The organism is Stenotrophomonas sp., assembly GCF_050737075.1.
GTDB lineage: Bacteria > Pseudomonadota > Gammaproteobacteria > Xanthomonadales > Xanthomonadaceae > Stenotrophomonas.
Window position 1 is genome coordinate 1 of sequence record NZ_JBOHXV010000034.1, and the last position, 14,098, is coordinate 14,098.

A 14,098-nucleotide genomic window follows, 5' to 3' on the forward strand; every position below is an offset into this window, starting at 1 on the left:
AGTACATCGAGATGTTTTACAACCCAAAACGGCGGCACAGTTCCAACGACGGGCTGTCCCCGGTAGAGTTCGAGAAGCAGTACGCACTAAACGGCTGACGACTGTCTACAAAACCCTGGGCGATTCACTTCGCCACCTTTCCATTGGTGCAGCCTGCCTGGCCCGCACCGCCCACAATCAGGGAGAACTGGGTGTAGCCTGCCATGTCGCCGTCGTTGGCGAGTTCGGCTTGCGTGGCACTCCTCATATTGACAGTGAAGTCACCGTCACTCCCGTCCGTGCCTGTGCCACCGCGCACCGAGCAGGTGACCGAATCGATCGAGCCACTGAGTGTGATGCGGCCATCGGCAGCCGACGCAGAATTCGCAAAGAAGCCGGCGATTGCGAGCAACGCAGTTGAGGTAGCAATCCTGTTCATCTTGTAAGTCACTTTTCTGGTGATGGTAGGGTGTAGTTCCGGCATGGCGCGTCGCGGCCAGCGCACGAAACCTGAACTAAAGGGTGCGGCATTCCGCGTTGATGGCTTGCATGGACTGGTCGGCCGTCTTGCTGGCCCCCGGTGACCAATCGATCTGGCAACTACCGGCGCCGTCACCCCAGTTCACGGAGAGTGCGCTGGCGCCGTCGTCCGACAGGCGCACCAGCGCCTGCCCGCCTTGGCCTACATAGCCGACGTTGTTGCCACCGGCATCCAGGACTTCGGCCGCGAACGGAACCGGATTGCCGTCTATCTGGACCAGCTGGAGGAGGTAGGCCATGCCCGTAGTGGTCTGGAACTTCACGGGTACCACTGCACCGGCTCGCGGGGCCACCTGCAGACGGGATTCCTGCAGTTCGACGTTCGCGGAGGTCCCCTTGGGATCCAGCACGACGTCGTTCATGCGGTACGGAGAAAGCGACGTCGTGATGGCGTAGCCGCGACCGTCGACCTTGACGCCATTGTTGCTGCCCAAGAGGGCGCCCTTGGCACCCTTGGCCTCGATGATGCCGATCGTCTCGCCCAGCTGGGGAGCCAGGGTAACGCCACCGGAATGGACAACCACGGCACCCGATGCCGAGGCGGACGCCTGGCGCGTGCCGTTCGAACTGCTGGTGTAGGAGCCACCCAGCGTGGCATACGGCGCACGCCAACCGGTGCTCACCGCTACGCTGTTGTCACCGGTGCCAACACGCCCATTGACGCCGTACCGATACTGTTCCTCCTGGCCAAACGTGCCGTCCACGCTACCGATCAGCGAATTGCCCTGCGGCGCATGGGCGCCCTGCAGGGTCATCGTCGGGGCACGGCTTCCTGCGGTGCTGGGACCCAGGGGCATCGACAGGCTCAGGTATACCGAGTCGTCCTTGCGGCCACCGGGCGTGACGCTGCGCGAGGCAGACACGCCGTAGGACAGTGACTTGTAGCGGTTGCTGTAGCCGACGTTGTACGTCATCTCATTGTTCTGGTCGCTCCAGTAGGCGTTGCGCGAGCCGCTGACATGCAGCTGCCCCGCGCGGTCACCCAGACTCTGGCTGACCGTCAGCTGGAACCGACTGCGCTCCGCCCGGCGCGCAACATCCGACGCCGACAAGCCCCGGGTACTGAGGTGATCATTGAGCGTGGCCGCATCGCCGAGGCCCAGATAGCCTTCGCTCGAGTAGCGGTACGCCGCCAGGGCGAAGTCCGTATTGGTCTGGGGAATGCTCTTGCTGTACGTGGCACGCGCGGAGTAGCCGCTCTGGCTGCCTGCGCCGTTGTCGAACTGCGCACGCGAACCGGTGACATCCAGCGACACCGCGCCGATCGGGGTATTCAGCGCCGTCCCCACCACGGCACTGCGGTGCAGGTTGGAATCGGTAGTGGCCTGCACGCCACCATAGGCCGTCACCACGTTGTTGATACCGCGCTGGTAGGTCGCTTCCACGAAGGTGGGCGCGTCGCTCAGCTGCCCATTGCGCACTTCACCGGCCGTCACCGCGTAGCGGGAGACGCCGGGGCGCAGCAGATTGGGCACGGCGGCGAACGGAACGCCGAAGGTGCGTTCGCGACCATCCGCCTCGACGACGGTCACCTCAAGGTCACCGCCATAGCCGGTGGCGCCAATGTCAGTGATTTCGAAATTTCCGGGTGCAACCTGGGTTTCGTAGACGATGAAGCCGGCCTGACGAATGATGACGCGCGCGTTGGATTCGGCCACGCCCCGGACAGTCGGCGCGAAGCCGGTCATCGAGTCCGGGCGCATGCGATCGTCGGTGGCCAGGCTGACACCACGCACACCGACCGAATCGAAGATCTGACCGGAGGTGAAGGTATCGCCGAGGGTCAGCGTGGATTGCAGGCGATCAACGTCGTGCTGGGCGTAGGTACGGATGTTCTGATAGTCGGCGCCGTCGCCGTCCGCCCAGCGATAGTTGGACTGGTTGCGGATGCGCCAGCCACCGACATTCAGACCGGCTTCCAGGCCCAGGTAGGCGTTGCGACGCCCCTGTGCACCGCCCTGAAGATCGGTGGCATTGAAGTTGTAGCCAAGCGTGAACGCGTTCACGCCGCGCTCCCACAGCGAAGGATCCACGTAGCCACGCGGGTTGCGCACCATCGCAACCTGGGGAATGGACACGGTCAGGCGCAGTTCGCCGGAGTCGGCGCTGATCGTCGCATCGGGAATCAGCTGCGCCAGATCCAGGCACTCGCCACCGAGGTCGGCACCGGCCGCTTCCAGCTTTGCCACATCCACGCCCATGACCGTCAGCCGCGCCCGATCCACGCAGGGACGCGCGGAGCCGCCCTCGGCGTCCGCGATGAACTCGATGCGTTCACGCGACACCAGGCGCTCGTTGACGTACAGGTCGACGCGATAGGTACCCGGAAGCATCGGGTTGCCTTTCTCGTACCGGGAGATGTCGATGGTCTGTGCGGTCTCGCCGAGGAAGGCCGCACTGAACTCCACCGACTGCGGGGCCGGAGACGGAGAGGGCGACGGCGACGGCGCTGCAAATACGGCGGCGGCCGGCGAAGCAGCCAGTACCGTCAGAATGGATCGCGCCAGGCGGGCATGGCGCACACCACGCAAGGCTACGAAGCGCTGGTCGCTGGATTTCTTCATGGCCATGGTTTCGTCAGCTCGCATCGTTGGGTGCCTGGGTGCTCGAATGGAATAACGCTTGAATATCTGAATATCTGAACTACCGAACATTTAGGTTCGCGACCTGAAACTTCCGCCCTGAACCATGGAAACATTCTGCAAACTGCGGCCTGCGGTAGAAATGAGAGCAATCTCACGAGCGATCTGCCGCGGTACCGGATCATTCAGGGTTTCCAGCCTTCTCACGCAGATAAATGACGCATTTACGCGCGTCGCTGCGAGCCAGATGGACCGAATTGATGGACCTCGAACACGAGGCCATCGATCAATCTGGATAAACTTGATTTCCCCCGCGCACGCTCCGCCAAACAGCCGGAAAGAGCGGCCGGAAGTTAATGGCTGCGGAATTGATCGAATACGCGGTCTGGTTTCGGCGAGGCCGCCGAACGCAGCACTACCCGTGGGGCAGGTGCAATGTCGCATTTTCTGTCTGACCGACGCGCTGCGTGTCGCAGCGCGAGGTTGTCAGGCGCCGCGTACTGCTTTACAGCGCGGCCTGGAATGCGGATTGACAGGCGCAGATGGCCTGCGCGAAGCCGCACTCCACCGCCCCTCCGAGTTAAGGGGCTTGGAATTCTGGCACTACATCACGCTGAACAAGGAGGATCAGCGGGTATACGCCGCTTCACCGTCGCGGAACGCGCCGTAGTCATCGATGGACTGGAACGTCAGGCGACCGCTCTCGCTGCCACCGTGGACGTCGAACGTTGCGGTGCCCTTCGCGGGGCACATGCCGCCGCCGGTTGCATCGTTCTTCTTGTCAGGCGCGCCCTTCAGACGCACATCGGCGAAGGACACGTTGAAGGCACTGTTGTTGGTGCACTCCAGGGCCATCTTGCCGTTGCTGCCGACCAGACGCCACGCAAGCGTGTCGATCGAGCTCTTGGGATCGCCCGGCAATGCCGTAGGCCGGTAGAAGATGTTGATACGCGTACGTACGGCAAACTGGAGATGGTTGGCAGATTCGCCTTCCTTGACCTCCGGCTTGGGCGGCACTTCCACCACATTCAGCCAGAACACCGATTCACGGTCCTGCGGCAACGGGGCACCTGTAAACATGAGGCGCAGCGACTGGCCCTTGCCGGGCTCCACGCGGGACACCGGGGGCGTCACCAGGAAAGGCGCCTTGGACGTTTCGGCAGTCTGCCGTTCGTCGCCATCATCCACCCAGGCCTGCAGCAGACGCGGCGAATCGCCGGTATTCAGGATTCTAACCGAGACATCACGGTCGGCTGCCCCGTACACAACACGCGTGCCAACGATCTGGGTACCGGCGTGAGCGGCTGAAATGCCGCAACCAGCAAGCAGAAGAAGCGAAGCGAATCGAGCAATGACGTTCATGTTGATTCCTGCCCTATGACGGTGGAATGGACGGAAAAACACGCGGGGCTGGAACACCAGCCCCGCGCTGGCGGAAACAACTGGGATCAGTTGTAGCCGGCCGAGTACATCACGAAGGTGTCGACCGTACCCGAGGTCACGCCTTCCTTAGCGGCGTAGTACTGGGCGAAGTAGTCCAGGGTCGCGGTGTTGCCGGCGATGGTGGCAACCGGGTTGCCGCTGCCGTCGACCAGATTGATGTCGGCGCCTTCCTTGTCCAGCAGGCCGATCTGCACGAACTCAGCCGCGCCGGTGCCAGCCTGGTTGATCAGGCGGCCGGTGGCCGAGTCGACCGGGCTCTGCGCCGGCTCGAACTTCAGGCTCACCAGCTTGCCGTTGGTGCAACCGGCTTCGCCAGCGCCGCCGACCTGCACGGAGAACGCCTTGTCACCAGCGCGCGCGCCGGCAACGGCCAGGGCGGTCTTCGACACGGTGTCCAGGGTCACGGTGAAATCCTTCGCAGCACCGTCGGTGCCGGCGCCGCCGGTGACCGAGCAGGTCACGTCGTTGACCAGGCCCTTGAAGGCGATCTTGCCGTCGGCGGCAAAGGCGGACGGAGCAACGCCGCCAACGATGGCAACGAGGGCAGCGGTGATGATGGTCTTCTTCATTTGATACATCCTAACTAGTGGTTTCAGGGAGTGATAAAGCTGTCTGATCGACCTTTCGCGAGAAGCGAAGTGCTTGCCGCAGCAGGTGGACGTAGTTTGTTGATACTCCCCGTCCAGAGAAATGAGATACCTCTCATCGGTGACATTCAATTCTCATCTGGCGTTCAGGCAGAAAGTGCGGCCTTTACCGTCGCGTTTATGCAGCGCATCACTTCATTGTGAAGTTCGACTAACTCCGGGCGATGGGCGGCCACGCCATCGGACTCGATGAGGGCGATCACGCGCCGGATGCGCTGTGCCGTGGAGGTATGTCCCACACAGGCAAGCGCGCCGGCGATGCGATGCAGTGCGCGCTCCATCTCGCGCGGATCTTCCGCGCGCAGGGCAGCGTCCATTTCATCGCGCAGATTGTGCGCATCGCTGGAGAACGCCTGTATCACGCTCTCCGGCACTGTTTTAGCTGACACCTTGGCGGCGACCGGGATGCGACGCTCGGAAGGCTGCGAGGGATCCAACCACCGTTTCAGGGCGGCGGAGAGTTCTGCCAATGAGGCTGGCTTGCTCAGGTGACCATCCATCCCTGCATCCAGGCAACGCTGGGCGTCCTCGCGGAAGGCACCCGCGGTCAGCGCCATGATGGGCAGTCTCGAGCCTGTGGCCTGCTCCCGCAGACGAATCTCCCTGGCGAGGCCAACGCCATCCAGCCGGGGCATTCCCATGTCGGTAATCAGCAGGTCATAACGGCCCGTCTCCAGCGCAAGCAGGGCCTCCACGCCGTCGCCCACCACGTCACACACACAGCCCAGCTCCGCAAGCTGGCCCCGGATGAGGACCTGGCTGGTCGGATCATCTTCCGCAACGAGCACGACTGGCGCGTTTCCCTCGGCGTGGAATAGCTCGCTTCGAGTGTCGATGGAGGTGGATTGAGGCGCGTCACCGCCCAATGCCCTGAGACATACATCGCGCACGGCGGTAAAGAGCACGGGCTCACATGCCAGCGAAAGCTGCGTCGCGCTCAGCGTCGCCAGAGGGGTCGCCATGATCAGGGTCACGACCGGCCTTCCGGTAGCGCCATCGCCCTCATCGGTCATGATGACGTCCGCATCCGCGGCATCCGTGACCAGGATCATGCCAAGCGTGCTGAGATCAGCGCGAATGTCAGCATGGACGATGGCATCGTCGCAGAGCAGCAGCACCTTCTTTCCAATCAGTGCCACATGCGTGTCGTCGCGTTCGACAATGGTGTTGTGCAGATCCAGGCGCGCCGTGGTCCCGCGACCCACCTTGCTGGTGAGCGAGACGCTTCCCCCCATCAGCTCGGCAAGTCGACGGGCGATCACCAGCCCCAGGCCCGACCCACTAGTTCGCGCCTCCGCACTGGAGTGCGCCTGTACGAAAGGCTGGAACAGCGCGGCCAGCGCGTCTTCGGGAATCCCGATGCCGGTGTCGGACACTTCGACCGCCCACGACTGCACGCCGTCCGCCTCGGCGACCACGACGGCGCGCAACGCGACATGGCCGCGCTCGGTGAACTTGATCGCGTTGCTGAGCAGGTTGATGACGATCTGCCGAATCCGCGCGCCATCGCCCCTCAGAATGCCGGCAAGTCGGGCGTCGATGTGGCACTCGAAGCCCACGCCCTTCTGCTCTGCGATACCCGACATCAACAGGCCGACCTCGCACAGGAGGTCACGCGGCCTGATGTCGGTCGTCTCAACCTGCAGGCGTCCGGACTCGATGCGACTGAAGTCCAGGATGTCGTCCAGCAGCAGCCGCAGCGAGCGCGCGGCCGCTATTGCCAGCTCCAGCATGCGTCGTTGTTCTGCGGCCAGTCCGCTGCGACTCAACAACTCGAGCAACCCCGCCAGCCCACTCATGGGCGTGCGGATCTCATGACTCATGGTCGCCAGGAAGGTCGCCTTGGTGTTGGCCGCGAGTTCGGCCTGCACCTTCGCGGTGGCCAGTGCATCCAGCTGCGCCTGCTCCTGCGTTGCATCCGCGAAGTAGCCGCTCCAGTAGGTCCTCCCATTCCCTGAAGCAAGCGCAGCCGCACTGAGTCGGATCCAGCGCTCACCTACCAGCAGGTTCATGAGAACAGCGGTTTCGGCTTCGTTGCGCAGCGTCGATACCAGCCGATCACGGTCTTCCGGAGTGAACGTATCCAGCAACCTCTCGACACTGGCTTGAACACGCTCGGCACTGATCCCGAAAATCTCCTCGGTATTACCACCGACGAAGACCGTCTTCATCGTGCCGTTCGGCGCGACGGCGATCTTGAATACGACACCGGGAAGGCTGCGCGTCAGGTCGGCAATCAACTCGAACGCCTGCTCCCTGCCGGCGATGGCCCGGCGCAGATGGATATAGGCGAAGGTAAGGATGCCCGCCATCAACGCGGCGAGGAACATCCAGGCGATGACGCTGCGCCAGTGAACCCCATACTGGACGTTGAGCTGCAGCCAATCCGAGCGGAGGCGGTGATTCTCCTCGTCACTCAAGCCGCTGATGACGCGATTGATGATAGGAACCAATTCAGCGTGCCGGGGGCTGACCGCGAAGACGACGACCTCCTCGAACCCGGCCGGCGCAAGGATCTGCAGCGCCATCCGTTCATCGCGCAACGTTCGATTCACATTGACGACGTCGCCAACATACACGCTGACGGTGCCCTGCTCGACCATGCGCAGACCTTCGACAGGGCTGTCGACCTGCACGATGCGGGCCGCAGGCGCCAGCCTGAGAATATGGGCCTGCCTACCCGGCCCCACCGTCGCAACCGTTTGTCCATTCAGGTCGCTGACACCGGTTATGGCTACACGGTCACTCCTGCCGACGATGACATTGGCGAGGCGCAGCATCGGCTCGGTTTGATGCCAGCCTGCCGCCAGCGCGCGGCCGCCGGTCGTGATGGCGACGTCGACCTTGTCCTGCGAGACCAGCTTCGCCAGCCGGGAATGCCCGCCCACGGGCACCGGTATGAAATGAATCCCCAGGCGCTCTTCCAGTATCTGGGCATACTCCCCGGAAATGCCGCCCAGGCCTCCCTCGAACTCGGGACTGATCGCGTCCCAGGTCGTGTTGAACCCCAGCCTCAGCGGAGGCAGGTGCGAGATCCAGTCACGCTCGCGCCGATTCAGCACCACCCGCTGCCCGCGGGTCTCCCTGACGACGTCATCGACCACCAACCAGCGTTCCCGGATCGCGTTGCGCTGCTCGTCAGTGATCGTCGCCAGCGCCTTGTTGATCGCGCCAACCAGCGGCTTCGCATGCTCAACCACCGCGAAATGAAACGCGCTGAAGGGGATATCCGCATTGCGCAGGATGGCCAGCTCGCTGAACTCCGGCATTCTCAGCAGCTCTGCCACCAGATAGGGATTGTCGACGTACACATCGGCTTTTCCCTGAAGAATTGCCCTGAATGCCTCCTCGGCGCTGCCCACTTCCACCTGTTTGGCCAGGGGATATCGATCCGAGACGCCCGCCGAGCTTGCGTTCTCTCTTTCGACTGCGATCCGGGCCACCGCAAGCCTGGCATCATCGATCGGGCCCAGCGCGCTGTTCCCAACCACCACGGGAGGGATATCCATGTAAGGCCGGCTGAAGACCATGCAGCGCGTGCGATCCGGCACGAGCGCGATATTCATCACCAGGTCGATCTCGCCTGCACATGCCGCCGCCAGCACCTCGGCCCAGGAAGCGTAGCGCTTGATGACCACCTTCAGGCCCAGCTTCTTGGTCACGAGCGCCATGTAGTCCGGCCCGAGACCGATCAGGTTCCCGGCGCTGTCCGTCTGTTCAAACGGCGGCCGGCCGTGGTCGAGGATTCCCAGGGTGACCTGCCTGTTCTGGCTCAGCCACGCCCGCTCATCACTTGAGAGAGGCAGATCCGCCGTCTGGGCGGCAGCACCGAATATCAACGTGCAGTGCACGATGACGACGTACAGAAAATAGCGAATCGAGCGTGACACGTGACTCCTTTCCTTGGCGCCTCGCTCTACCGCATGCAGGTACCGCTCAGCTGATCATTCCGCTTTCGCGCGCATACTGGTAAAGCTCGACGTTGGTGGTCAATCCGAGTTTCCGCATCGCCTGCATCTTCTGCCGGCTGATGGTCTTGATGCTCTTCCCGCTGCGCTCGGCGATCTGGTTCACGCCCATTCCGCCGGCCAGCAACCTGACCACCTCTACTTCGCGCGGCGACAACTTCTGCTGCGTTCCACTTTCGGCCTTGTGCAGGCTCAGCATCTCGCGCAGATCCTTGGAAACATACAGCCGCCGGGTGGCTGCGGAACGGACCGCGGACGGCAGTGATTCCAGGTCTGCCGCCTTGTCGATCAACCCGAGTACGCCCAGGGAAAGCACCTGCTGCAGGATCCCCAGGTTCCCCATCATCGTCATCACGATCACAGGCAACAGCGGATAGGTTTCGCGCACCAGCCGGATGTACTCGACACCGTCATCCCGCTCGCTGTCGGGCATGGCGAAGTCGGTGACCAGTACGTCGCAGGGCTGTCGCGGCAGTTCGCGCATCACTTCATCCACTGATCGCGCCTCACCGACCACGGTCGCGATGCGCGACTGTTCGAGCGCCGCGCGCGCACCGACAAGGACGATGGGATGGTCATCTGCAAGGAATACACGGAGCGGCTGATCGTTCATGGGGCACTCCGGTTCGATTGCGGTGAATGAGAATCAAGCTGCAGATGGATGGACCGACGCCGTGCGAGGGCATGCATGGCGGGTGTCGGGTGCAGCACCCGTGGAGGGGCAGCACTATCTCCGCGGTGCTCACGGACATACATGAGACTGTTCTCACGCAGATGCAGGCGCGGGCGGGCGAGTGCCGTATAGGGAGATTTATCCACTTTCGTCACTGCGCGGCCTGATCTATGTTTCTTCCCGAACAGACGACTGGAACCTTCGTACATGAAAACGACGAGTTGTCCTGCGTGCATTCCGGAATATGAGACCGAGTCGAGTGCAGGCGGGCGATCACCACCCGCGCCAGCGAATGCGGCGGGCGGCACACCCCCAGCGCCGGCCGCCCCGCTCTCGCCGGACGACCTGGACGCCATCCGGCTCATTGTCGAATACCTGTGTGGACGCATGCGACACCTCAAGGAAGAACCGGGCTCCATGGACGACATCATCGAAGCGCGCGGCCGACCCACCACGCGGCTGAGCGCCTATCACTTTCCGGTGTATCTATGGGACTGCCAGACGAAACGCGGCCACCGCATGGAGGCGGTCATCGACCAGGGCAGCCGGCGCTTCGCCTTTCATTTCCGTAGGACACGCTAGAACCTGGCGGGATCACATCGCGCCTGCGTCCACGCCAGCCGCAGTCCCACGCTTCCCGGAATCGTCGAGCCCACGCGCGCGTCGCCGCTGAGGGCGTCCCCACGGCGAAAGAGAAACAGCACACGTGAAGGCGCTGCGGAATTACGGGAGTCGTTGCTCCATATACTGGCCGCTCGGCAATTACCCGACTACGGTAAAAGTACTGATCTGACTTGGGTGCTGCACGCATCCCGCGCAGCCACGCAGGGCTTCGCGCTACCTCAGCCACGCATGGCGTGGCTCTACCTCGGCGACGCCGTGGAGCCGCGCACCATCAGGGTGAATTCCAGCGTCTGCTGGAGCGGCACGTCCACCCCTTCGATGATGGCCAGCAGCAGGTTGACCGCGCGCTCGCCGATCTCCCGCATGGGCTGCCGGACGGTGGTCAACGCGGGCGTGAGGTAGCGAGACGATGCCAGGTCGTCGAAGCCGACGATGGACAGGTCATCGGGCACACGGATGCCCAGATCCCGGCAGGCCGCGAGGGCACCCAGCGCCATCTGGTCGCTGAAGCAGAAGATCGCGGTCGGCACCGCCGCACTGGCCAACAGCGCCATCGCGGCCGCGTGCCCTGCCTCCACCGAGAAGTCGCCCGGCACGACGGTCAGGCTGCGCAAACGGCCACGCGCCTTGCCGGCAGCCCGGACGCCTTCCAGCCGCTGCTCGTGCAGCGGATTCTCGGGCGGCCCGCCCACCACGGCGATCCGCTCGTGGCCCAGTTCATACAGGTGTTCCATCACCGCACACGCGGCGGCCGCGTTGTCGATATGGACGCTGGGGATGCCCAGCGCGGGGTCGAACTCGCAGCCATTGACCACCGGCGCCGCGTTGCCTTGCTGCTGGACGATCTCGCGCGCGGTCGGCGGCAGGCGATGCCCCAGCACGATCATGCCGTCGGCCTCGTTGCGCCGGAGCATCTGCGCGTAGCGCTCCTCGCGCTCGGGGCGATGCTGGGTGTCGCCCAGCAGCACGGCGTAGCCGACCGCCTGCGCCGCGTCCTCCGCGCCCTGCAGGATCTGGGCGAAGAACGGGTTGGCGATGTCCGGCACGGTGACCAGGAGCTTGCCGCTGCGCTGGGTCTTGAGCGTCCTGGCGACCGTGTTGGGGACATAGCCCAGTGCGGCAGCGGCCTGCTCGATGCGCGTGCGCGTGGCCGGCAGGACTTTGTCTGGCCGGGAAAGCGCCCGCGACACCGTACCTGCGGAGACGCCGACGTGCTTTGCGATGTCGTAGATGGTGGCCATGGGTGAGATTCTTCCTATTGCTGTGCAGTGCACAACAGGTTTTTCGAAACGTCCTGCTAGGGTAATGCAATCGATTGCATCGGGGTGAATCACGTTGAAGACGCTCAAGGGTCCGGCGCTGTTCCTGGCGCAGTTCATTGGCGATACGCCACCGTTTGATCGGCTCGACACGCTGGCCGGCTGGGCCTCGAGCCTGGGCTATCGTGGCCTGCAGGTCCCCACCAGCACGCCCCACCTGTTCGATCTGGCCGAGGCCGCCCGCAGCCAGGCGTACTGCGACGACATCGCCGGCATGCTGGCCGGCCACGGCGTGCAGATCACCGAGCTGTCCACCCACCTGCAGGGGCAACTGGTCGCGGTCCATCCCGCCTACGACAGCCTGTTCGACGGCTTCGCGCCGGCGGACACGCACGGCGATCCGGCCGCCCGCCAGGCCTGGGCGGTGGAGCAGTTGATGCTGGCCGCCAAGGCCAGCCAGCGCCTGGGGCTGACCGCGCATGCCACCTTCTCCGGCGCGCTGGCATGGCCATACTTCTATCCCTGGCCGCAGCGCCCGCCAGGACTGGTGGAAGAAGCCTTCGCCGAACTCGGCCGCCGCTGGCGCCCGATCCTGGATGCCTTCGACGCCTCCGGCGTGGACCTTTGCTTCGAGATCCACCCGGGCGAAGACCTGCACGATGGCGCGACCTTCGAACGCTTCCTCGACGTGGTGGACCACCACCCCCGCGCCAAGATCCTGTACGACCCCAGCCACCTGCTGCTGCAGCACATCGACTACCTGGGCTTCATCGACCGCTATCACCCGCGCATCGGCATCTTCCACGTCAAAGACGCGGAGTTTCGTCCCAATGCGCGCAGTGGCGTGTACGGCGGCTACCAGGATTGGATCGATCGGCCCGGTCGGTTCCGCTCACTCGGGGACGGTCAGATCGACTTCAAGGCGATCTTCTCGAAGTTCGCGCAATACGATTTCCCGGGCTGGGCGGTGCTGGAATGGGAGTGCTGCCTGAAGCACCCGGAGGACGGCGCGCGCGAAGGCGCCGCCATCATCCGCGACCACATCATCCGCGTGACCGAACGTTCCTTCGACGACTTTGCCGACAGCGGCGCTGATCCGCAGTCACTGCGCCACATGCTGGGAATCTGAGCCACTACCGCCTGGGAGGGCAAGCCATGAGGCACGCCATGTCGCGCTTGGGCGCGATGATGTTTCTGCAGTTCTTCATCTGGGGGGCATGGTTCGTGACCCTGGGAACGTACCTGGTGCAGGGCCCGCTCCAGGCCAGCGCCAGCCAGGTGGCCGCCGCCTTCCTCAGCCAGTCCGTCGGCGCGATCGTGGCGCCGTTCCTGGTCGGGCTGATCGCCGATCGCTACTTCGCGGCCCAGCGCATCCTCGGCGTGCTGCACCTGGCCGGCGCGGCGCTCATGTGGCTGGCGTCCACGGCGACGGACTTCAACACGTTCTTCGCCTGTGTCATGGGCTACATGCTGCTGTTCATGCCGACCCTGGCGCTGGCCAACAGCGTGGCGATGCGGCACATGCACTCGCCCGAGAAGCAGTTCCCCCCGGTACGCGTGGCTGGCAGCGTCGGCTGGATCGTGGCCGGCGTGCTGATCGGCTGGCTGGGCTGGGAACAGGCGCATACGCTCGAACTGACCTTCCGCATGGCGGCGCTGGCCTCGCTGGCGTTGGGCCTGTATGCCTTCACCCTGCCGCATACCCCGCCGCTGGCGCAGCAGCGCGACGCTGGACTGGGGCAGGTTCTGGGACTGGATTCGCTACGACTGCTGAAGTCGCGCTCCTACCTGGTGTTCTTCCTGGCCTCCATCGCCATCTGCATCCCGCTGGCGTTCTACTACAACTTCACCAACCCCTACCTCAACGACCTGGGCGTGCGCGGCGCAGCCGGTCTGCAATCGCTGGGCCAGGTGTCTGAAGTACTACTGATGCTGGCCATGCCGTTCCTGTTCGTGCGGCTGGGAGTGAAGACGATGCTGGCGGTGGGCATGGCCGCGTGGGTGGTGCGCTATGTCATGTTCGCCTTCGGCGACGCGGGCGGCGGCTTCTCGCTGCTGGTGATCGGCATCGTGCTGCACGGCATCTGCTACGACTTCTTCTTCGTCACCGGCCAGATCTACACCGATGCGCATGCCGGCCCCGCCGCGCGCAGCAGCGCGCAGGGCTTCATCACCTTGGCCACCTATGGTGTGGGCATGTTGATCGGCACCTTCCTGTCCGGCGCCGTGGTCGAGCACTACACCACCGCCGCAGGGCCGGACTGGCAGCGGATCTGGCTGTTCCCGGCCGGCGTGGCGCTGCTGGTGCTGATCGCCTTCCTGCTGCTGTTCCGCGACCGGCCGGCACTCGCGGCCGCGCCCACCACGCCCTGAGGAGCCCACC

The 14,098-nt window shown here is 64.1% G+C and carries 11 protein-coding genes; 4 read left to right on the top strand and 7 right to left on the bottom strand.

The genetic code is table 11. The features are described 5' to 3' along the window. Positions 1-98: IS3 family transposase (locus tag ACREPD_RS10245; protein WP_046427907.1), on the top strand; the 98-nt coding region annotated here is incomplete at its 5' end. Between the two features lie 26 nt (positions 99-124). Here ACREPD_RS10245 and ACREPD_RS10250 read toward each other — a convergent pair. From ACREPD_RS10250 to ACREPD_RS10275, 6 genes are all read right to left on the bottom strand, one after another. Further along, the gene (locus tag ACREPD_RS10250) at positions 125-418 is read right to left on the bottom strand and encodes a hypothetical protein (protein WP_431599234.1); all 294 of its coding nucleotides are present in this window, start codon (positions 416-418) and stop codon (positions 125-127) included. A 76-nt stretch (positions 419-494) separates the two neighbouring features. Beyond that, the gene (locus tag ACREPD_RS10255) at positions 495-3,107 is read right to left on the bottom strand and encodes a fimbria/pilus outer membrane usher protein (RefSeq protein ID WP_431599235.1); all 2,613 of its coding nucleotides are present in this window, start codon (positions 3,105-3,107) and stop codon (positions 495-497) included. A gap of 621 nt (positions 3,108-3,728) precedes the next feature. Continuing rightward, positions 3,729-4,520: a fimbrial biogenesis chaperone gene (locus tag ACREPD_RS10260; RefSeq protein WP_431599236.1), complete on the bottom strand. Its 792-nt coding sequence runs from the start codon at positions 4,518-4,520 to the stop codon at positions 3,729-3,731. Between the two features lie 29 nt (positions 4,521-4,549). After that, complete coding sequence (locus ACREPD_RS10265) at positions 4,550-5,113, bottom strand: fimbrial protein (RefSeq protein ID WP_431599237.1); 564 nt, start codon at positions 5,111-5,113, stop codon at positions 4,550-4,552. A 164-nt stretch (positions 5,114-5,277) separates the two neighbouring features. Beyond that, a complete protein-coding gene (locus ACREPD_RS10270; RefSeq protein WP_431599238.1) occupies positions 5,278-9,081 on the bottom strand; it encodes an ATP-binding protein in 3,804 nt (1,267 codons plus the stop codon). Positions 9,082-9,127: 46 nt separating this feature from the next. Further along, entirely contained in the window at positions 9,128-9,772 is a 645-nt protein-coding gene (locus tag ACREPD_RS10275; RefSeq protein WP_431599239.1) for a response regulator, read from the bottom strand. A 477-nt stretch (positions 9,773-10,249) separates the two neighbouring features. Between ACREPD_RS10275 and ACREPD_RS10280 the strand changes: the two genes are divergently transcribed. Further along, positions 10,250-10,414: a hypothetical protein gene (locus tag ACREPD_RS10280; RefSeq protein WP_431599240.1), complete on the top strand. Its 165-nt coding sequence runs from the start codon at positions 10,250-10,252 to the stop codon at positions 10,412-10,414. 281 nt (positions 10,415-10,695) lie between these two features. Here the strand turns inward: ACREPD_RS10280 and ACREPD_RS10285 are convergent, their stop codons facing one another. Next, a complete protein-coding gene (locus ACREPD_RS10285; protein WP_431599241.1) occupies positions 10,696-11,697 on the bottom strand; it encodes a LacI family DNA-binding transcriptional regulator in 1,002 nt (333 codons plus the stop codon). Between the two features lie 94 nt (positions 11,698-11,791). Here ACREPD_RS10285 and ACREPD_RS10290 point away from each other — a divergent pair, with 94 nt between their 5' ends. Then, positions 11,792-12,844: a sugar phosphate isomerase/epimerase family protein gene (locus ACREPD_RS10290; protein WP_431599242.1), complete on the top strand. Its 1,053-nt coding sequence runs from the start codon at positions 11,792-11,794 to the stop codon at positions 12,842-12,844. A gap of 26 nt (positions 12,845-12,870) precedes the next feature. Next, on the top strand, positions 12,871-14,088 hold the full coding sequence (locus ACREPD_RS10295; protein ID WP_431599243.1) for an MFS transporter: 1,218 nt from the start codon (positions 12,871-12,873) through the stop codon (positions 14,086-14,088). Positions 14,089-14,098 lie beyond the last annotated feature (10 nt).